The organism is Halomicrobium mukohataei DSM 12286, assembly GCF_000023965.1.
GTDB lineage: Archaea > Halobacteriota > Halobacteria > Halobacteriales > Haloarculaceae > Halomicrobium > Halomicrobium mukohataei.
Genome location: NC_013202.1, coordinates 2,075,953 through 2,094,682, shown reverse-complemented (window position 1 = coordinate 2,094,682; position 18,730 = coordinate 2,075,953). Strand labels below are relative to the sequence as shown.

17 protein-coding genes are annotated in these 18,730 nt (G+C 65.3%); 7 read left to right on the top strand and 10 right to left on the bottom strand.

Annotated elements, in window-relative coordinates; all coding sequences use genetic code 11:
* The first annotated feature begins 82 nt into the window (after positions 1 to 82).
* Both HMUK_RS10490 and HMUK_RS10485 read left to right on the top strand, forming a co-directional pair.
* On the top strand, positions 83 to 958 hold the full coding sequence (locus HMUK_RS10490) for a CbiX/SirB N-terminal domain-containing protein (protein WP_015763134.1): 876 nt from the start codon (positions 83 to 85) through the stop codon (positions 956 to 958).
* Positions 959 to 1,192: 234 nt separating this feature from the next.
* Complete coding sequence (locus HMUK_RS10485; RefSeq protein WP_015763133.1) at positions 1,193 to 2,272, top strand: DR2241 family protein; 1,080 nt, start codon at positions 1,193 to 1,195, stop codon at positions 2,270 to 2,272.
* 3 nt (positions 2,273 to 2,275) lie between these two features.
* Here the strand turns inward: HMUK_RS10485 and HMUK_RS10480 are convergent, their stop codons facing one another.
* Genes HMUK_RS10480 through HMUK_RS10470 form a run of 3 tightly spaced genes read right to left on the bottom strand, consistent with a single transcriptional unit; the run spans position 2,276 to position 4,522 of the window.
* Positions 2,276 to 2,833, bottom strand: a complete 558-nt coding sequence (locus HMUK_RS10480; protein WP_049940807.1) for a DUF7524 family protein — start codon at positions 2,831 to 2,833, stop codon at positions 2,276 to 2,278.
* A 50-nt stretch (positions 2,834 to 2,883) separates the two neighbouring features.
* Positions 2,884 to 3,078, bottom strand: coding sequence for a methytransferase partner Trm112 (locus tag HMUK_RS10475; RefSeq protein ID WP_049940806.1), 195 nt, complete (start codon positions 3,076 to 3,078; stop codon positions 2,884 to 2,886).
* Positions 3,079 to 3,127: 49 nt separating this feature from the next.
* Positions 3,128 to 4,522 (bottom strand): adenylosuccinate synthase, encoded by a 1,395-nt coding sequence (locus HMUK_RS10470; protein WP_015763130.1) that lies wholly within the window; start codon positions 4,520 to 4,522, stop codon positions 3,128 to 3,130.
* Between the two features lie 207 nt (positions 4,523 to 4,729).
* Here HMUK_RS10470 and HMUK_RS10465 point away from each other — a divergent pair, with 207 nt between their 5' ends.
* On the top strand, positions 4,730 to 5,035 hold the full coding sequence (locus tag HMUK_RS10465) for a hypothetical protein (protein WP_049940805.1): 306 nt from the start codon (positions 4,730 to 4,732) through the stop codon (positions 5,033 to 5,035).
* A gap of 70 nt (positions 5,036 to 5,105) precedes the next feature.
* Here HMUK_RS10465 and HMUK_RS10460 read toward each other — a convergent pair whose 3' ends face one another.
* Positions 5,106 to 7,652 carry a DUF7527 domain-containing protein gene (locus tag HMUK_RS10460; protein ID WP_015763128.1) on the bottom strand — a complete coding sequence of 849 codons (2,547 nt, stop codon included), beginning with the start codon at positions 7,650 to 7,652 and terminating at the stop codon, positions 5,106 to 5,108.
* Between the two features lie 95 nt (positions 7,653 to 7,747).
* On the opposite strand from HMUK_RS10460, the gene HMUK_RS10455 reads away from it, so the two are divergent.
* The 4 genes from HMUK_RS10455 to HMUK_RS10440 all read left to right on the top strand — a co-directional run bounded on the left by HMUK_RS10455 (position 7,748) and on the right by HMUK_RS10440 (position 10,895).
* Entirely contained in the window at positions 7,748 to 8,143 is a 396-nt protein-coding gene (locus HMUK_RS10455) for a DUF7541 family protein (RefSeq protein ID WP_015763127.1), read from the top strand.
* A 49-nt stretch (positions 8,144 to 8,192) separates the two neighbouring features.
* Positions 8,193 to 8,438 carry a DUF6684 family protein gene (locus HMUK_RS10450; protein ID WP_015763126.1) on the top strand — a complete coding sequence of 82 codons (246 nt, stop codon included), beginning with the start codon at positions 8,193 to 8,195 and terminating at the stop codon, positions 8,436 to 8,438.
* Positions 8,439 to 8,652: 214 nt separating this feature from the next.
* Positions 8,653 to 10,449 (top strand): cytochrome c oxidase subunit I, encoded by a 1,797-nt coding sequence (locus HMUK_RS10445; RefSeq protein WP_015763125.1) that lies wholly within the window; start codon positions 8,653 to 8,655, stop codon positions 10,447 to 10,449.
* A 182-nt stretch (positions 10,450 to 10,631) separates the two neighbouring features.
* Positions 10,632 to 10,895: a DUF7520 family protein gene (locus tag HMUK_RS10440; RefSeq protein ID WP_015763123.1), complete on the top strand. Its 264-nt coding sequence runs from the start codon at positions 10,632 to 10,634 to the stop codon at positions 10,893 to 10,895.
* 12 nt (positions 10,896 to 10,907) lie between these two features.
* Here HMUK_RS10440 and acs read toward each other — a convergent pair whose 3' ends face one another.
* The 6 genes from acs to lrpA1 form a co-directional block, all read right to left on the bottom strand.
* Positions 10,908 to 12,905 (bottom strand): acetate--CoA ligase, encoded by a 1,998-nt coding sequence (acs, locus tag HMUK_RS10435; RefSeq protein ID WP_015763122.1) that lies wholly within the window; start codon positions 12,903 to 12,905, stop codon positions 10,908 to 10,910.
* Positions 12,906 to 13,155: 250 nt separating this feature from the next.
* The gene (locus HMUK_RS10430) at positions 13,156 to 13,998 is read right to left on the bottom strand and encodes a DUF7847 domain-containing protein (protein ID WP_015763121.1); all 843 of its coding nucleotides are present in this window, start codon (positions 13,996 to 13,998) and stop codon (positions 13,156 to 13,158) included.
* A gap of 54 nt (positions 13,999 to 14,052) precedes the next feature.
* On the bottom strand, positions 14,053 to 15,756 hold the full coding sequence (locus HMUK_RS10425) for a methylmalonyl-CoA mutase family protein (RefSeq protein ID WP_015763120.1): 1,704 nt from the start codon (positions 15,754 to 15,756) through the stop codon (positions 14,053 to 14,055).
* A gap of 52 nt (positions 15,757 to 15,808) precedes the next feature.
* Complete coding sequence (locus HMUK_RS10420) at positions 15,809 to 16,675, bottom strand: CBS domain-containing protein (protein WP_015763119.1); 867 nt, start codon at positions 16,673 to 16,675, stop codon at positions 15,809 to 15,811.
* 45 nt (positions 16,676 to 16,720) lie between these two features.
* The gene (locus tag HMUK_RS10415; protein ID WP_015763118.1) at positions 16,721 to 18,211 is read right to left on the bottom strand and encodes a DHH family phosphoesterase; all 1,491 of its coding nucleotides are present in this window, start codon (positions 18,209 to 18,211) and stop codon (positions 16,721 to 16,723) included.
* Positions 18,212 to 18,246: 35 nt separating this feature from the next.
* Positions 18,247 to 18,675, bottom strand: a complete 429-nt coding sequence (gene lrpA1, locus HMUK_RS10410; RefSeq protein ID WP_015763117.1) for an HTH-type transcriptional regulator LrpA1 — start codon at positions 18,673 to 18,675, stop codon at positions 18,247 to 18,249.
* Positions 18,676 to 18,730: the final 55 nt, after the last annotated feature.

The window sequence follows — 18,730 nt, the reverse complement described above, 5'->3', positions numbered from 1 at the left end:
CGGACCGTTCCGTCGGCCCCGGAAAAGCGCCACTGGTTCCGGCAACGAAGCCCCTAAGACCGCCTCTCCCCAAGAACGGGCTATGCAAGCGCTCGTCATCGCGGCCCACGGATCGCATCTCAGCGCCGGGTCATCGACGCCGACGTTCGACCACGCGGACACGATCCGCGCGGTGAGCGCCTTCGACGAGGTCCGCGAGAGCTTCTGGAAAGAGGAGCCACACTTCAGGGAAGTGCTGCGGACCGTCGACGCCGACGAGGTCTATCTCGTGCCGCTCTTTATCAGTGAGGGGTACTTCACCGAGCAGGTGATCCCCCGCGAGTTCCGCCTCGACGAGTGGGAGCCCGAGCTGTGGGACTCGGACGGCACCAGCGCCGACACGGCGACGCTGACGGCCGAAGACACCGGGCAGACGATCCACTACTGTGGTCCCGCCGGGACCCACGACGCGATGAGCGACGTGATCGTCCAGCGAGCCCAGTCCGTGACCGGCGATCGGGATGTCGGCGACGGCTTCGGGCTCGCGGTCGTCGGTCACGGCACGGAGCGCAACGAGAACTCCGCGAAGGCCATCGAGTACCACGCCGACCGCATCGGGGAGCGCGACCGCTTCGACGAAGTGCAGGCGCTGTTCATGGACGAGGACCCCGAGATCGACGACGTGACGGAGTACTTCGAGAGCGACGACATCGTCGTCGTGCCGCTGTTCGTCGCCGACGGCTACCACACCGAGGAAGACATCCCCGAGGACATGGGGTTGACCGACGACTACCGGACCGGATACGACGTGCCCACGACGGTCGACGGCCACGACATCTGGTACTCCGGTGCCGTCGGAACGGAGCCCCTGATGGCCGACGTGTTGCTCGAACGGGCCGCCGACGCGGGCGCGGACGTGGGCGACGCGATCCAGCGAGTGAAATCCGAGACCGGCGGGGCAGAGGCCAGGGGCGACTGATACGGACGGTTGTAGGAATTTACCGGTGAGCGTCTACCCCGTGGCGACGCTCACCGGTAAGCAACTACAACTTTCCGTATGAGCCCCGAGTACTGGGGCCAGATGTCCCACTGATACTGCCGGCTGTAACTTCGTGAAGATCTTCGCCACCCCGGGGTGGCGAAATCGTTCACAGATTTACAGCCGGTAGTATGAATCGCCCCACTTTTCTCGACAGAATCCGTCCGTTCGACCATGCAGGGTGCCCACTTGGACGCACTGGTGACGACGGCAGCCGACGGCATCGCGTTCGACGGACTCGCCGTGGAACCGGACGACCGCGGTTACGTCGTCGAGGTCGACGGCGACAGTCACACGGTCGAGACCGACGACGACCTCCGTCGCGTCGCGACAGAGTACCCTGCGTACGTCTCGAACTGGTACTTCTGGCACGCGAGCGCGCCACAGAAGGCAGACCGGTGGGCGTTCCTCCGCTGGATCGAGGGGGCCGAAGAACGCACGGTGCCAGAGCGCTACGACGCGCTCGCCGAGGGCGTGACCCAGACCTGGGGACAGCTACGGATCACGGCCCGTATCGACGACGGCAATCGGCGCTACGACATCAGTCACGTCGACGACACGGCCACGGACGCGACGCCCGAACGCTACGACGACCCGCTCGACGCGCGAACGCTCGTCAAGCACGACGACGACGGCAAGTACCGTCCGCTGAAGACGGCTCCGACGCTGCGGACCGGCTGGCAGTTCGTCGACCTCGACCCGGCCGATCTGGTCCAGACCGTCGAGTTCGTCTACCCCGCGACAGTGGCCAACTGGCACCGCGAACGGACCGGCGACCTCGACGTCAACCACTGGCGCGAGACGATGGAGCGCCAGAGCGGGATCTACGGCGTGGTCCAGACCTGGGATCGCGGCGAGGGGTACGAACACGTCAACTGGGTCGCCGAGGCCTGCTGTGACGACTCGCAGTGTCTGAAGCGTCGGGAGTGGGAGTACGACGACGAGACCGAACTCGACGTCGACGGCGGTGACGGCGAGTTCCCGTGTCGCGAACCGTGCTCGCTGGTGATTTCTGCCGCGCGCCGCTGGACGAAGCTGGAAGGCGAACAGGCCCAGACCTACGAGTTCGAGCTCACCCCGAGCGAGAAAGAACAGGTCGAGCGGATCGTCGAGGCGGTGGCCAACGGCGAGACCGAAGCGATCAGGGAGGCCGACGTGTACGACGGAGCTAACCGCTACCGAACGCGATTCCTGCGGGCGAAGCTGTTCGACGACGAGGGGAACCTCTGTGGCGTCGAGACCGACGCGGAGTGATCGTCACTCGCCGACTGCGAGCGCGGTCGCGACGGCGACGGCCGCGACGACGACGAACGCCCCGAGCCAGGCGGCCGTCCCACCGACCCAGGCTGCGACCACGAGCGCCAGCGCGACGGCGACGAGCCCGAGAGCCAGCAACGGCCACGGAACCGCGCTCACGCCGGTCGCGTCGTCGCGCCCGTCCGACCGGGGCTGGGGCTTGGACAGCGACTCGTCGACCTGGACAGGCTCCTCGGTCTCGATTGGCTCGTCGATGTCGACGTCGACGTAGCGAGTCTCGGCCCCGTAGCTGGTAGCGATCTTGAGCTTGCCGAACGTCGAGCCGTGGCTGTGGACGGTGACGCGAACCCGCCGCTCGGACTCGCGCTCGACGTGGTGGTTCGGCGCTTCGATCGAGGCCAGTTCCGAGAGGGCGTCGTCTACGTGCAGGTGAACGTGGGTCGGCTCGCCGTGGTTGATCAACAGGATCTCGAAGGAGTCGTCGGTCTCGAAGCGGTCGGCGACTTCGAGCGAGTGCAACGACGCCCTGTTGACGTGCACGGGTAACGTATCAGGCACGCCAGAGAGTGGGCGACGCCGGCAGAAAAAGGTTCACGTAGTGACAGCCATCAGGCCGGCGCGTCCTCGCGCATGTCCGGCGGGAGGAGATTCGGGATCCCGTCTTCGATCGGGTAGCTCTCGCCACACTCCGTACAGACCAGCGAGCCGGCGAGCACTTCCTCGTCGTCGCGCTCGTCGACTTCGAGGTCGAGCTCGTGCTTGTCGAGCGGACAGCAGATGATGTCCATCAGATCCTCCTTCATACACCCGTCTCCGGTCGGCGCTGTGAAAAACGTGCCGGGTGTCGACGGTCTAGAACGGCCGTTCGCAGACGATCGTCTCCTCGCGGCCGGGACCGACGCCGACCGCGTAGATCGGAACGTCGAGTTCGTCGCTGACGTACTCCAGGTAGGTCCGGGCCGTCTCCGGGAGCGCGTCGTAGCCCTCGTCGGCGATCGCGGCCCAGTCCTGCTCGTCCCATCCCTCGAAGGTCCGGTAGTTGACCGCACACTCGCCCCACCGTTCGGTCGTCGGGGGCATCGAAAGCAGTTCGTCGCCGTCGAGCGTGTAGGAGTGGCCGACCCGGATCTCGTCCAGTCCCGCGAGCGTGTCGACGTGGTTGACGACGATCCCGGTGAAGCCGGAGGCCCGCGCGGCGTGGCGAAGCATGGGCATGTCGAGCCAGCCGACGCGGCGCGCGCGGCCGGTGACGGTCCCGTACTCGCCGCCCTCTTCGCGGATGTAGTGTGCCAGCTCCTCCTCGCTCTGTGGCTGGGCGATGTCCGCCGAGACATCCGGTGACTCACTGTCCTCGTAGCCGGGCGTGTGGCCCTCGACGCCGGCCAGCTCCGTCGGGAGCGGGCCGGTACCGACGCGTGAGAGGTATGCTTTCACGATCCCGAGGACTTCGCCCTGGCCCACCGTGGTCGGACCCAGGCCGGTCCCGGTACAGGCCCCGCCGGCCGTCGGGTTCGAGGAGGTGACGTATGGGTAGATTCCGTGGTCGATGTCGATCGAGGTGCCCTGAGCGCCTTCGAGCATGACGTTCTGGCCGCCGTCGATGGCGTCGTCGAGGAACGAGCCGACGTTGACGACCATGCCTTCCTCTCGGAGTCGGCGGCCGTACTCGCGGTACTGCTCGAAGAGCGGCTCGACCTCGAAGGCCTCGTCGGTCTCGATGCCGAACACGTCCGCCGCGAGGGCACGCTTCTGGGGGACGACGTACTCCAGTCGGGCCCGGAGGGTCTCGGGATCGAGCAGATCGCCGACGCGAACGCCGCGCCGGCCCGCCTTGTCCTCGTAGGTCGGGCCGATACCGCGGCCGGTCGTCGCCGCTTCGAGATCACCTTCCTCGCTCTTTGCGTCTTCTTCGATTCCGTCGAGAACGCGGTGGTAAGGGAAAATAACGTGGGCACGAGCGGCGACGCGAACGTCGGGTTCGATCCCCCGCTCGCGCAGCGCGTCGAGTTCGTCGAACAGCGTCTCGGGGTTGACGACACACCCGTTCCCGAGAACGCCGATCTTCCCGCGGATGGCTCCGCTCGGAACGAGGGAGAGCTTGTACTCCTCGCCGCCGTCGACGACGGTGTGGCCGGCGTTGTCGCCGCCCTGATAGCGGACGACGATGTCCGCCGCGTCGCCGTAGACGTCGACGATCCCGCCTTTCCCTTCGTCGCCGAGCTGCGAGCCGACGATGGTTACGGTCATCAATCCCGACTTTCAGCCACCGGGGTAAACAGATTACGGTACCGCGCGCGACGAGACTGTGCGCACGCACCACGACAGCTTTATGCACACATTCGCTGTACGCTAAGATAGCTCGCTGCCAGATGGTGGGGATCGGCGAAATATACCGGCAAACGGCCCCCCACGACAGCAACTTTTAAATCCTGCAAACACAAGTTAACAATTGCCATGATAGATAGGCTTGAGAAGGAAGTAGATATGCTGGAGCGTCATCTGCAGGTTCTGCGGATGGTCATCGAGAACGAACCGATCGGTATCGTGAAGATGTCCAACGAGACGGGCTACCCGCACCACAAGGTTCGGTACTCGCTGCGCGTCCTCGAAGAGGAGAACCTCATCGAGCCGTCGAGCCAGGGTGCCATCACGACCGAACAGACCTCCGAGTTCGTCGACGACCTCGACGAGAAAGTCGACGAGATCATCGACAAGCTCGAAGGCATGAAGATCGAAGACGCCGCCGAAATCGAAGGCTGACGCTCCAGTCGGGTGGGGATCGGACAGCCACGTTCAGTTCTCCGGATCGAATCGCCGTTCGATCCGTCAGTTACAGTTCCGGGACCGCGAGGTGGAACTCCTGGTTGCGCGCCTCGACCAGACAGAGGTGATAACCGTCCTTGCGCGAGAGGTTGACGAAGCTCTTTCGCTTGTCGCGGCTCAGCAGTCCGCTGGAAGTCGCCTCCTCGGCCGTTTCGAGCGCAGGCGGTTCGAAGAAGCTCTCGGTAACGAGGAAGGCACCGGCCAGTGACTCGTTCGATGACCCGACTCGTTCGGCCCGCGTGATCAGGTCGGTCATCATGTCGTCAGTCGCCGGATCGCGGGAGTCGTTGATGTTGGCGACGATCAGCGGATTCCCCATCCGGTCGCGCACGACCACGTCGAACTGCTCCTGGGAGCGGTGTTGCTCGCCGTCTTCCGTGTATTCGACGGCGATCTGCCCGTTGAGTTCCGCTCTGTCGATCTGTGGCAGTGCGTCGAACAGCTCCGACATCGCTTCGGGGTTGCCGGTGTCGCGAATCTCGTAGAGGAGGTTCCTGACGAGCCAGTCGACGAACCGGTACTGGATGCTCTCGGGCAGGAACGTCTCGAACTCCGTGTCACCGACCGCCGCCGTCGCCGCGTCGAACTGCGTGTGAAACTCCAGTCTGAGATTGTCGTCGACCCCAGATCGGTCGGCGTTCCCGGAGTGGACGGCAGCGAGCGTCGCGTCGCCTTTCGAGTTGTAGCGAACGAAGAGGTTCGTCTGGTCGATGGCCTCTCGCTGGCTCAGCCGCGTCTCCGCGGCCGGCACGTCGTCGTCTTCGACCGACAGCTCCTCGACGCGCTGTTCGAGCCGTTCGATCTCCGTGCGAGCCTCTTCGAGTTCGGACTGGAGCTGATCGCGCTCGTTCGCGAGCGTGTCGAGTTCGGACTGGAGCTGGTCGCGCTCGGCCTCGGTCTCTTCGAGAGCCTGTTCGAGTTCCGCGACGCGCTCTGTCGTGTCCGTCGGCTCGGGCGCTGGTTCGTCCGTCGGCTGACGTTGGGCCGTGTCCGCCGACTGCTGGTCGGCCCGTCCCGTCGGCTGTCGTTCGGGCTCGTCTCCCGGCTGGGGACGGCGGCGCTCGGTCGCCTCGGCGGAGCGCTCGGGCTCGCGCGTTCGGTCCGGCTCCGGCTCAGCCGTCGCCGACTGCTGGTCGGCCGGTGCGCCGGGATGGCGAGACTGGCGGCGCTCGGGCTCCGGGTCGCTCTCGACACCGCCGTTCGTCCCGGCCGACGGCTCCGGGTCCGAGCGCTCGTCGGCGGCCGCGACCGCGCTCGCAGTGCCGGAGTGAGACGGATCGAGCGACGGGATAGAACGAGTTTCGAGGTCACCGGCACCCGCGGCCGACGGATCGTTGGGCGCGGGCGCGACGCCAGTGCCACTCGCGGACTGCCCCGCTGGTTCGGGCTGTCTGCCCGCCTCGGGTTCCTCCGAGACGCTGTCGGTGGGCTGAGGATCGACCGGCTCGCTGGACGCGCGTGTCGCGTTCTCGCCCGCAGGCCGGTCGGTCGCGGGCTGGCTCTGGGTCTCCCGTTCGCGCCGCGTCGGCTCCCCGGATCTGTCGCCGGCCGGCGTCTGATCGCTCTGGGATCGGTCGCGGGGACGCTGGTGGCTGTCGGGCGACTGCTCGGGTGTTCGGTCCGGCGGTGACTGCTCGGGTTCCCGGGACTCGGAGGACGGCGCGGGCGAGTCCGCAGCCGCGTCCGACCGTTCGTCCGTCGACGACGGCTCTGACCTGCGTGGCTCGGTCTGTTCGCGGGCGTCGGCGTCCGCTTCGTGGCGCCGTGTCGTCTCTGTCCCCGTCTTCGCGACGGGATCCGTTCGGGTGTTCCCGCCGTGTCCCGCCGCACCCCCACCGGCGTCGTCTGCGGTGGTGTCGGCTGGTCCGTCGTCGCCCGGCGCTGTCGGCTCGTCGGCAGTGTCCGGGCCCGGAGACGCAGCCGATTCCGGGGCGGGTTCGTCCGCTGGCCCGTCGTCGCCCGGCGCTTGGCCGGAAACACCTGCCGTCTCCTCGCTCGACGCCGGCTCGGGCGTCGTCGGCTCCGGCACGTCGACGATCTCGATGTCGACCGGCCGGACCTCGTAGATCCCGACTTCGTCGTTGGCCTGCTCGAAGGCCTCGTCTTCGGTCACGAGCTGGTCGCTGTTGCCCACCCAGGCGACGCTCATCGAGCGCCCCTGGTGGTAGATCTGGTAGTAGTCGCCCGAGAGAACGTTCTCCGAGAGCTCGACGTAGCCGGTGAAACCGCCACTGGAGAGCGTCTGGTCGACCTCGGCGATGGGCGTGTCCTCGGTGTAGTACTTCGCCCTGACCTCGTCGGAGTGCTCTTGCATGACTGCCAGCAACGGCAGTCCGGGATGCGGTGCTTTCCGTGCGGTCCCATCGGCGTCCTCGAAGTCCTCGATCGATCCGTCGAGGATTCCGACGACGTTGCCGTTGAGCATGAACAGCCGAGACGGACCGGCGACGACGCCGGAAAACTCCGAGTCGGCCAGCTCGCGGAGCCCCTCGTACCCACCCGAGAAGGGCACGGTGTCCCACGAGTCGATCTGCTCGACCGTGCGTGTACTCATTGTAACCCACAAGCCGCATGCGGGACAAATACTTTGCGCCCGGTCTGGCACGACGACTCCGACGGGACTATGTTTCCTCGCCCGCAAACGCGCGTATGAACGAGGAGCCGGGATTGAGCGATCAGTACGGTCGAGCGAGCCCGTGGCCGCTGTTCGTCGCTCTGGGACTGGTCGTCTCGGAGGTCGGGGTCTTCCTGGGCCTGTTTACCGTCGCAGTGTTCGGACTGGTGTTGTTCGGTGGCAGTATCGCCGGCATCCTGACGGAGTCGGGGTACACGTCCCGCCCGTGGCCGACGCTGCTGGGCTTCGGTGGACTCCTTGCCGTCGCCGGACTCGCGCTCGTCGTCTGGCAGGTCCCGCTGGCGACGGTCACCCTGGAGAACTTCGGACGAGACGGTCTCCTCTCGCGCAGCGTCGCTATCGTGGCTGCCGGCGTGATCCTCGCGGCAGCCGGGAGCGTCGCCTCGGTCGCCGAGCAGACGACGGTCTGACCGACGGAAAATCAAAGAGCTATTAGTCGCCGTTCGCTAACGACCAGGTATGTCACTGCTCGGTTTCGAGAAAGAGACGCTCCTGGATCTGACCGTCAACGCGATCCCACTGGGGATCCTCCTCTTTTTCATCGCGGCCTTCGCCGTCGTCCCGGCGTTCGGCGTCGATCCGGTGTTCAGTACGATGCAGTTCGCGCTGATCGGCTCGATGTTCGCGGGGCTGGCGATTCTCTCGTACTACACCGGCAAAGCGATCGAAGGGGCCGAACAGCAGGGCGAAGAGCACGCCGAGTAACGCCGCTTTTCTCGCGTTGCGCCGACAGTTCTGATACCACCAGCTGTACATCTGACACGGATTTCGCCACCCCGGGTGGCGAATATCTGAACGAAGGTACAGCCGGCAGTATGAGTCCCGACTGTGTCGTGTTCGTCGCTCTCTTCGAATCCGTTCGGTCGCCCTTTCAAGTTGAACCGACCCTTTCATTATGCCCCAAACCTGAGGCACACCCATGGCAGGAGAGCAGTTAGTACTGACCGGACTCATGGCCGTTCTCCTCGTCGTGATCGTCGGGGCCCTCGCGCGAGCCGAGGACTGGCGGTCGTACACGCCCCTCGCGAGCGGTGGGGGCTACGGCGAGGCGACGGGACACGGACACGCAGAGAAACCGGGTGGGCTCGTGCGCTGGCTCACGACGGTCGACCACAAAGACATCGGGATCCTCTACGGCGTCTACGCCGTGGTTGCCTTCGCCGTCGGTGGCATCATGGCGATGTTGATCCGGGTGCAGCTGACGCTGCCCGGCGGCGTCATCGTCGGGAACAGCTACTACAACTCGCTCCTGACGAGCCACGGGATCACGATGCTGTTCCTGTTCGGGACGCCGATCCTGGCCGCGTTCGCGAACTACTTCGTCCCGCTGTTGATCGGGGCCGACGACATGGCGTTCCCGCGGATCAACGCGATCGCGTTCTGGTTGCTCCCGCCGGCCGCACTCCTGATCTGGGCGGGCTTTTTCACCGCGCCGCTGACGGGCAACGAGATCGAGCCCGCACAGACGGCCTGGACGATGTACACGCCGCTGTCGGCCGAACAGGCCAACCCCGGCGTCGACCTGATGTTGCTGGGCCTACACCTCTCCGGGGTCGCAGCGACGATGGGCGCGATCAACTTCATCGCGACCATCTTCACCGAGCGCGGTGACGGCGTGAACTGGGCCAACCTCGACATCTTCAGCTGGACGGTCCTCACCCAGTCGGGACTGATCCTCTTTGCCTTCCCGCTGCTTGGCAGCGCGATGATCATGCTCCTGCTCGACCGGAATCTCGCGACGACGTTCTTCGCAACCGGGAACGGCGGGACGATGCTGTGGCAACACCTGTTCTGGTTCTTCGGCCACCCCGAGGTGTACATCCTCGTGCTCCCGCCGATGGGACTGGTCAGCTACATCCTCCCGAAGTTCTCCGGCCGGAAGCTGTTCGGCTTCAAATTCGTCGTCTACTCCACGCTGGCGATCGGCGTGCTCTCCTTTGGCGTCTGGGCCCACCACATGTTCTCGACCGGGATGGACCCGCGGCTGCGCGCCTCCTTCATGGCGGTCTCGTTGGCCATCGCGATCCCCAGCGCCGTCAAGACGTTCAACTGGATCACGACGATGTGGAACGGACAGCTTCGCCTGACGACGCCGATGCTGTTCTGTATCGGCTTCGTCTCGAACTTCATCATCGGCGGTGTCACCGGCGTCTTCCTGGCGTCGATCCCCGTCGACCTCGTGCTCCACGACACCTACTACGTGGTCGGTCACTTCCACTACATCGTGATGGGTGCGATCGGCTTCGCCGTCTTCGCCGGCATCTACTACTGGTTCCCGATCGTCTCCGGGCGGATGTACCAGAAGACGCTCGGAAAGGCCCACTTCTGGCTGTCGATGATCGGCACCAACGTCACCTTCTTCGCGATGCTGGCGCTTGGCTACCTCGGTATGCCGCGCCGCTACGCGACCTACAACTTCGACGGTGCCATCGCACCGCTCGCGCAGGTGACGACGTTCCACCAGCTGGCGACCGTGGGCGCGTTCATCCTGCTGGTCGGACAGCTCATCTTCGTCTGGAACGTCGTGACCTCCTGGCTCGAAGGTCGCCGCGTCGAGAGCCACGACCCGTGGAACCTCGAAGAGAACGACATGCTGGGCAACGAGTTCAGCTGGTTCAAAGAACAGCGTGAGACCGCCCTCGCCGACGGCGGCGAAGAGGACGAGTCCGTGATGGCAGACGGCGGACAGCCCGGCCAGCAGTCGGACGAACGGTAATTCGATCCGTCTCTTTTCGATTTGCCGATCGTCTACACGCCGCCCGAGATGAGGATGATCCCGGTGATGAACATCAGCGACGCGATCCCGGCGAGCACGAGAAAGAGGAGGTCTTTTTCGGCCATGGCGGCCCTTGGCACTGGAGCGAAAAAGGCTAATCGACTCGCTCCCGAGAGGAAATCGTGAGTGGCACGCTGCGTGGCGATCGACTCGTCGTCAGACTCTACCTGATCATCGTGGCGCTGACGGGCGTGATGGGGTACGTACTCGCCTGGGCGACCGACGAGACGCTCGAACCGGAGCTGTTCGGCGTCGTCGCGCTGCCGCCGACGCCGGTCGGCGTCGCCGTCTTCGGGATGGTGACGATCGGGACCGGGCTGGGAGTGTTGCTGGCGCTGGTGGTGTACGTCGCGAACAACTTCGACGACGACGCCAGAAAAGAGTAGGCAGTCGGGTGATCAGTCGCCCTGGACCTGGTCGCGAATCTCCTCGGGAACACTCGGATCACGCAGGGTCGTCGTGTTGCCGAGTTCCTCGCCGTTGGAGATGTTTTCGAGGATCCGGCGCATGATCTTGCCGGAGCGAGTCTTGGGCAAGTCGCCACAGAAGATGACGTTGGCCGGACGGGCGAACTTCCCGATCTCGTCTTCGACGGCCGAGACGATCCGGTCACGGACCGCTTCGCTCGGCTCGATGCCGTCTCGGAGGACGACGTACACGTCCGGTACCTCTCCTTTCTCGGCGTCTTCGCGGGAGGCCACGGCAGCCTCGGCAGCGTCTTCGACCTCGGCGACCGCCGACTCCAGTTCCATCGTTCCGAGACGGTGGCCCGCAACGTTCATCACGTCGTCGAGACGACCGAGGACGCGATAGTAGCTGTCCTGTCCGTGGACCGCGCCGTCGCCGGCTTTGTACACCCAGTCTTCGGGGTCGTCGGAGTCGGTGTCCGAGAAGTCCTGCCAGTACTCCTCGATGAACCGCTCGTCGTTTCCGTACACCGTCTGGAGCATGCCGGGCCACGGCTTCTCGATGACGAGGTTGCCGGCGCGTCCCGACGCGGGTTCGATGGGGTCGCCGTTGTCGTCGTAGATGGCCGGCTGGATGCCCGGAACCGCCTTGCCGGCGGAGCCAGGCTTCATGTCGTCCAGCGCGGGCAGGTTCGTGATCAGGTGGCCGCCGGTCTCGGTCTGCCACCAGGTGTCGACGATGGCCGCGTCCTCGCCGCCGATGTACTTGTAGTACCACAGCCACGCTTCCGGCTGGATCGGTTCGCCCACCGTCGTCATGTGCCGGAAGTCGAAGTCGTAGTCCTGGACGTACTCTTCGCCCCACTTCATGAACATCCGGACGGCGGTCGGCGAGGTGTGGAAGATGTCCACGTCGTAGCGCTCGGCGATCTCCCAGATGCGACCTTTGTGGGGATAGTCGGGCGTGTCCTCGTACATCACGCTGGTGGTCCCCAGCGAGAGGGGTCCGTAGACGATGTAGCTGTGGCCCGTGATCCAGCCGATGTCGGCGGCACACCAGTAGGTGTCCTCGGGTTTGATGTCGAGGACGTTCTTCGAGGTGGCCGTCACGTAGGAGAGATAGCCGCCGGTGCGGTGCTGACAGCCCTTCGGCTGGCCCGTCGTCCCGGAGGTGTACATCAGGAAGAGCGGGTCTTCGGCGTCACGCGAGACCGGGTCGACGCGCGCTCGCTCGTTGTCGGCAAGCAGGTCGTCGACGAGCACGTACGGATCGTCCTCGCCGATCTCGACGTCGGGGTGGAGTTCGTCTTCGCGCGTCCACAGCAGGACGGTGTCCACGTCGGACTCGGCGGCTTCCAGCGCCTCGTCGCACTTCTCCTTGTGGTTGAGGAACTCGCCGCGTCGGTAGTAGCCGTCACAGGTGACGACCACGTCGCTGTCGGCGGAGTCGATCCGGTCGGCCAGCGCCTGGGCCGAGAAGCCGGCGAACACCTCCGAGTGTGGCGCGCCGATGCGGGCACAGGCCAGCATCGTCACCGGCAGCGCGGGGAGCATCGGGAGGTGACAGGTGACCACGTCGTCCTCGCGGACGTCCACGTCCTGCAGCGAGGCGGCCATCGCGTTGACCCGGTTGTACAGGTCCTGATAGGTGATCGTCTCGCTCTCGTCGGCGTCGGTCCCCTCCCAGATGATCGCGGCCTGGTTCTTGCGCTCGTCGAGATGGCGGTCGATACAGTTGTGTGACGCGTTGAGCTTCCCGCCAGTGAACCACTCGTAGAACGGCGGATTCGAGTCGTCGAGCACCTCGTCCCAGTGTTCGTCCCAGTCGAGCAGCTCTGCGTACTCCTCGAACGCCTCCGGATAGTTCTCGTCGAATCGTTCGTGAATGTCCGGATCGGTTACATTTGCCTGGCCGACGAAGTCCGTCGGCGGACGGAAGTACTCTTGCTCCGTCAGGCGAGCCTCGAGTTCAGGTCCCTCATCTGGCATGATTAAATATACCTCATACAGGTGCTCACAGTGGAACCGTATTAAGTTATTCCAAGCGACATGATCTGTATAGATACTGGCATCTCGTTTCCCAGTGACAAACGAATGGCAGGCAGGCACTGCGAAGCCATTCACCTTACCACTCTGAAACACCTACGGCTCAACCGCCGGGATCTCCGGTCAAAAGCGAGCGTCGATCCAGTGGAGGCGAACGATCACTGGAGAGCAAAGACGGGAGTGTCGAGCGGCGTTACAGCCTGGTCGTGTCGGTCGCCGCCGACGAGGCGTCGCCGATCTCACGGTAGTAGGCGACGTAGTACGCGTACATGATCGATCCGACGACCGTACTGATCACGAGACTCGAACCGAGAAACAGGCCGACTTCGGTGGTCGACATGTAATCGAAGACCGAGACCATCCCGGTTCTGGACCGGGCGTCGAGTGCCATCGAGTCGAAACTACTGTAGAACAGGAACGCGGTCGGAGTCTGTACGAGCAGGCCAATGACGAACGCGATCAGGTCGAACCCGACGACCGACACGGCGTTCGAGCGGACGAGCGAGACGCTTCGACGGAACGAGTCGGCGACGCCGTCGCCGTCAAGCACCATCGCCGCGGGGAAAAACTGCGAGAAGAACCACGGGACCAGCACGACGAGGAAACCGACCAGCGAGAGGAGCACGACCACCGAAAGGGTCGCGGCCCCCAACCCGGTGTTGAGCGCGGCCCCGAACACCAAGACGACTGCCACGAAGAAGACGATCGCGACGAGAACGTAGACGACGAGCGTGACGACACCGAGGAGCAGTCCGCCCAGAAGGAGGCCGACGTAGTGGTCCCGGCCGGCCGCGAGGAACTGCTCGAACGACGGCGAATCCGTCATCGACGCCGCCACGTAGGCGACGAGTCCGCCGACGAGGAACGGTAGCAACAGGTAGACGACCCCTGTCGCCGGATACGCGAGCAGCGGATTGACGAACTGAACGGCGGACAGTCCGGTGCTCAGCAGCGAGAACGCGAAGAGGATCGCGACGATCTGGGGCTGTCTGCGGAGGGTATCGATACCGGTCGAGAGGGCACCAGTGGGCTTCACGTCACAGACGACCTGTCGGGAAAGAATAAACGTTCCGGGCGGTGCTCGACCGCGTCACGCGGCCCCGATCGTCTCCCGGTAGTTCCCGTACTCGTCCTCGAAGACGCCCATGATCTCGCCCATCGTCGCCTCGACTTTGACGGCCTCGACGATCGCGGGCATCACGTTCTCGCCGCCGACGGCCGCCTCGCGGACCCGTTCGAGCGCCGCGTCGACGGCCTCGTCGTCGCGTTCGTCTCGGACCGTCGCGAGACGCTCGCGTTGCTGTTCTTGCACGCGGTCCTCGACCTGCAGGAGATCGGGTTCGGTCTCCTCCTCGACCGCGTAGGCGTTGACGCCGACGACGGTCTCCTCGCCGTCCTCGACGCGTTCCTGGTACTCGTAGGCGGCGTCCTGTATCTCTCGCTGGAAGTACCCGTCCTCGATCCCCGCGAGGACGCCCGCTCGCATGGAGCCGTCGCCCAGTTCGTCCCTGACGTGTTCGATGTACGCCATCGCGTCCGCCTCGATCTCGTCGGTCAGCGCCTCGACGGCGAAGCTCCCGCCCAACGGATCGACGATGTCCGCAGCGCCGGACTCCTCGCCGATGATCTGCTGGGTCCGCAGCGCGACTCGGACCGCCTTCTCGCTGGGCAGGGCGAGCGCCTCGTCGAAGCTGTTCGTGTGCAGGCTCTGGGTTCCGCCGAGCACGCCGGCCAGCGCCTGAATGGTCACCCTGACGACGTTGTTCAGCGGCTGCTGGGCGGTCAGTGACTGGCCAGCGGTCTGGGTGTGGAACTTCAGCTGCTTGGCGGCCGGTTCGCTCGCGTCGTACCACTCGTCCATGACCCGCGCGTAGATCCGCCGCGCGGCCCGGAACTTCGCGACCTCCTCGAAGATCGAGTTGTGCGAGTTGAAGAAAAAGGAGAGCTGCGGGGCGAACGTGTCCACGTCGAGGCCCCGGTCGAGACAGTCCTCGACGTACGCGAAGCCGTCGGCGAGCGTGAAGGCCAGTTCCTGCGTGGCCGTCGATCCGGCCTCGCGGATGTGATAGCCCGAGACCGAGACCGGCTTGAACGACGGCGTCTCCTCGGTGGCGAACTCGATCACGTCGGTCACGAGCCCCAGCGACGGCTCCGGGGGAACGACCCACTCTTTCTGTGCGATGAACTCCTTGAACATGTCGTTCTGGAGAGTCCCGCGAAGCTCCGTGCGGTCGACGCCGCGGCGGTCCGCGAGCGCGACGTACATCGCGTAGATCACGGGTGCGCTGGGGTTGATGGTGAAACTCGTCGAGATCTCGGCGAGGTCGATCCCGTCGAAGAGGATCTCCACGTCCCGGAGCGTGTCGACGGCGACGCCCTCCTTGCCGACCTCGCCCTCGGCCATGCGGTCGTCCGAGTCGATCCCCATCAGCGTGGGCATGTCGAAGGCCGTCGAGAGCCCCGTCTGGCCCTCGTCGATCAGGTACTGAAAGCGCTCGTTGGTCTCCCGAGCCGTGCCGAAGCCGGCGAACTGGCGCATCGTCCACTGGCGGCCACGGTACATCGTCGGATAGACGCCGCGGGTGTACGGCTCCTCGCCTGGGAAGCCGAGATCGCGCTCGTAGTCGAGATCGGCAACGTCGGCCGGCGTGTACAGTCTGTCGACCGCGCGATTCGAGACGGTAGCGAACCGCTCGGCTCGCTCGCCGTAGGCGTCCAGTACTGGATCGAGCGTCTCGGCCTCCCAGTCGGCTTTCGCCTCCCGGATGGCTGCCAGGTCGGCCTCGTCGTACATACTGTGTTCGTTGACATCATGTGACAATAAATCTTGTACGCGTCGAGAGACCCTAGTCGTCTTCGCCCTGGAGGCGTTCGGTCGTCTCGACCAGCGGGTGGCGCGCGTAGTCGACCACCTCGATGTCGCTGATCGAAGTGAGGTCCGCATCGTCGGCGGTGCGTGCCATCCCGAGGTCGACGGGGTCGTCCAGCACGATCACGTAGGCGTCCATCGTCTCGATGTCCAGCTGCTCGGCCGCTTTCACGCGGTGGTGCCCGTCGGCCAGCAACAGCTCGCGGGTCTGCTCCGGGCTCTCGCCGTCGGCGAACTCGGTGACGGTCGCCTGATCGGGCGGCTGGAGCCCCCCGTTGTCGATGACAACGAGCGGCTCGGCGAGTCCGCGTTTGAGTTCGTAGGTCCGCCCCTCCAGTTCGTCCGCGTAGACGGTCCCCTGTGTCGGCACCAGCTCGTCGATGACGACCTCGCGCCGTTCGTCCCGCGCGGACACGTCGTGGATCGACTCCAGGGTCCGAGTGAGCTTGTCGACCTTGTTCGGCGTCGCGCGCTCGATGTGCGAACGGATCACGTCCGCGTTCGAGATGATGCCGACGAGATGGCCCGCGTCGTCGACGACCGGGAGTTTCTGGATGCCGGACCGGAGGATGACCCGCCCCGCGTCCTGAACGCCCATCTCCGGGTGAGCGACGAGGATGTCGTCGCTCATCACGCGAAACATCGGCTCGTGATCCTCGGCCAGCAACAGGTCCCGGGCGCTGACGAAGCCCTCGACACGACGCCCCTCACACACCGGAAAGCCGCTGTACTCGTCGCTTTCGGCGATTCGATGGGCCACCGCTTCGACCGTGTCGTCGGGCGACACCGTGGCCACGTCGCTGGTCATGTACTCTCGAACGCGTGGTTCGCCGTCCGCTTCCATGTGTTCTGGGACGAGACCACGAGAGAAAAAGGCCCCGGCGGTCCGTCACTCCTCGCCGTCCTCGACGTCGAGATACCCGTCGGTCACTCCGTAGCGCGGTGCCGTGTACACCGGGCTCAGGAGATGGTTGGGGCGGGCCTGAACGGCGTCGAGGAACCGGTCGTCGACGACGGCGCGAACGACCTCGTGGAGCGACTCGTCCCGGTCCTCGATGGATTCGAGGACGCCCAGCGTGATCTGGGCACCGGCCATGTCGGCGTGGCCCCCCGCACTGCCGATCTGGCCGAACGCCTCGCGGAGCACTTCACCGAGGTCGATCTCGGTCCCGCGAGCGCGCGCCGACGCGTAGATCGTTCCGTCCTTGACGCCGTAGACCAGCGTCGAGTTGATTCCCTGGAGGTCGAGCAGTCGATCCGCTGCCTGTGCGAGCGCGTCGCGGTCCGAGAGCTCTCCCACGCAGCTCAGCAGCACCGAACCCTCCCGCTGGCGGTTCGCGATCGCGTGTCCGATCGTGTCGAGCGTGTCGGCGCTCATGCTCGGGTCCTCGATGCGCTGGAGGATGTCGAGGTCGGCGTGTGGCAGCAAGTAGGCCGCGGCCTCGAAGTCGTCGACCGACACCTCGCGTCGGAACTCGCGCGTGTCGACGCTGATGCCAAAGAGGAGTCCCGTCGCGACCGCCTCTTCGACGAGCGAGTCGAACCGGCGGAGATAGTCGGCAAGCAGCGTACTGGTCGCACCCACGTCGCTCCGGAGATCGACGAACCGCGCCTCGACGGGCGCGCGCGGCGGGTGGTGATCGACGACGATGTCGATGGGCGTCTCGGGCGGGAGCTGATCGTTGACGCCGGGGCGGGAGTGATCGACCAGCGCGAAGCCGTCGTACGCGTCGAGATCCGCGTCGGCGTCGAGGTTCTGGAGGTCGAACTCCAGTAGGTTCACGAACGCTCTGTTCTCCTGGTGGGTAATCTCGCCGTAGTAACACAGCTCCGTCTCACAGCCGACGGCCTGTGCCAGCCGCGACAGCGCCACCCCGCTCGCGATGGCGTCTGGATCCGGGTTGTCGTGCATGACGACCGCCAGCGTTCCGTCCACGTCGCGTAACACGCGCTGGAGCTGTCGAGTCCGCAGACCGGCCTCGCCGACGCGTTCCATGAGGTGGTCGGTGATCGCCGCGCCGGGATCGACGACCCGGTCGGCGACGTGTTCGAGTGCGTCGTCGACCGCCGGATCGGTCTCCAGTCCGCTGTAGGCGACGAGCATCGCAGAGGGAAAGACAGATCGCACCGCCTGCGCGACGGCCGCGTTGCGCTTGGCGTCGCCGACAGCGACGAACACCGTCTCCGGCGTCACGTCCAGCGACGACAGTACCGAACGGTCGGCTGGATCGGCCAACTGCACCGTGATCGCGTCCGTACGGAGCGTGTCGACCCGGTGTTCGTCCTCGGTCAGGACCGTCACCTCGCCACGGCCGGCTGCGAGTTCGTCGAGCAGTGACCGGACGAGCGGCCCCGCCCCCAACACCAGGCGAGAAGTCATACGCGAGAGTGAGCGATGGAGCGTCTAAAAACCACTTACTTGAGCCGCTCCTGGAGGAACGAGGGATGTGCCGCCGTGACTCCCTCCGTCGAGAGGATCTCGTCTTCGATGATCTCGCCGACTTCGCCGCCGTCGGCGGCCCGCACTTCCGCCATGAGCATGTGGTCGCCACTGGACGTGTACAGCGACTCGACGGCGTCGATCGAGGAGAGCGCTCGGGTCACCTCGACGTAACAGTCGCTCGCGACGTCCATCCCGACCAGTGCGATCGACTGGCTCGATAGCTTCTTCGGGTTCACGTCGGCCGAGTAGCCGACGATGACGCCTTCGTCTTCGAGTTTGTTGATGTACTTTCGGACGGTCGGTTTCGAAACGTCCGCCCGTTCGGCGATCTCCGCGTACGATGCCTGTGCATCGTCCTCCAGGACAGAGAGAATGCGGCGCTCCGTAGAATCGACGCTCATAGACGTTTCTTTGCCACGGACGAAAAAATACCTTCCGAATACACAAACGAGGATG

What these genes read in the sequence shown, in the direction of transcription:
- HMUK_RS10420 (WP_015763119.1), bottom strand. Translation starts at nt 16,675, where the DNA reads ATGGAAGCGGACGGCGAACCACGCGTTCGAGAGTACATGACCAGCGAC.
- HMUK_RS10490 (WP_015763134.1), top strand. Translation starts at nt 83, where the DNA reads ATGCAAGCGCTCGTCATCGCGGCCCACGGATCGCATCTCAGCGCCGGG.
- lrpA1 (WP_015763117.1), bottom strand. Translation starts at nt 18,675, where the DNA reads ATGAGCGTCGATTCTACGGAGCGCCGCATTCTCTCTGTCCTGGAGGAC.
- HMUK_RS10450 (WP_015763126.1), top strand. Translation starts at nt 8,193, where the DNA reads ATGTCACTGCTCGGTTTCGAGAAAGAGACGCTCCTGGATCTGACCGTC.
- HMUK_RS10415 (WP_015763118.1), bottom strand. Translation starts at nt 18,211, where the DNA reads ATGACTTCTCGCCTGGTGTTGGGGGCGGGGCCGCTCGTCCGGTCACTG.
- HMUK_RS10460 (WP_015763128.1), bottom strand. Translation starts at nt 7,652, where the DNA reads ATGAGTACACGCACGGTCGAGCAGATCGACTCGTGGGACACCGTGCCC.
- HMUK_RS10470 (WP_015763130.1), bottom strand. Translation starts at nt 4,522, where the DNA reads ATGACCGTAACCATCGTCGGCTCGCAGCTCGGCGACGAAGGGAAAGGC.
- acs (WP_015763122.1), bottom strand. Translation starts at nt 12,905, where the DNA reads ATGCCAGATGAGGGACCTGAACTCGAGGCTCGCCTGACGGAGCAAGAG.
- HMUK_RS10475 (WP_049940806.1), bottom strand. Translation starts at nt 3,078, where the DNA reads ATGAAGGAGGATCTGATGGACATCATCTGCTGTCCGCTCGACAAGCAC.
- HMUK_RS10455 (WP_015763127.1), top strand. Translation starts at nt 7,748, where the DNA reads ATGAACGAGGAGCCGGGATTGAGCGATCAGTACGGTCGAGCGAGCCCG.
- HMUK_RS10445 (WP_015763125.1), top strand. Translation starts at nt 8,653, where the DNA reads ATGGCAGGAGAGCAGTTAGTACTGACCGGACTCATGGCCGTTCTCCTC.
- HMUK_RS10485 (WP_015763133.1), top strand. Translation starts at nt 1,193, where the DNA reads ATGCAGGGTGCCCACTTGGACGCACTGGTGACGACGGCAGCCGACGGC.
- HMUK_RS10425 (WP_015763120.1), bottom strand. Translation starts at nt 15,756, where the DNA reads ATGTACGACGAGGCCGACCTGGCAGCCATCCGGGAGGCGAAAGCCGAC.
- HMUK_RS10465 (WP_049940805.1), top strand. Translation starts at nt 4,730, where the DNA reads ATGATAGATAGGCTTGAGAAGGAAGTAGATATGCTGGAGCGTCATCTG.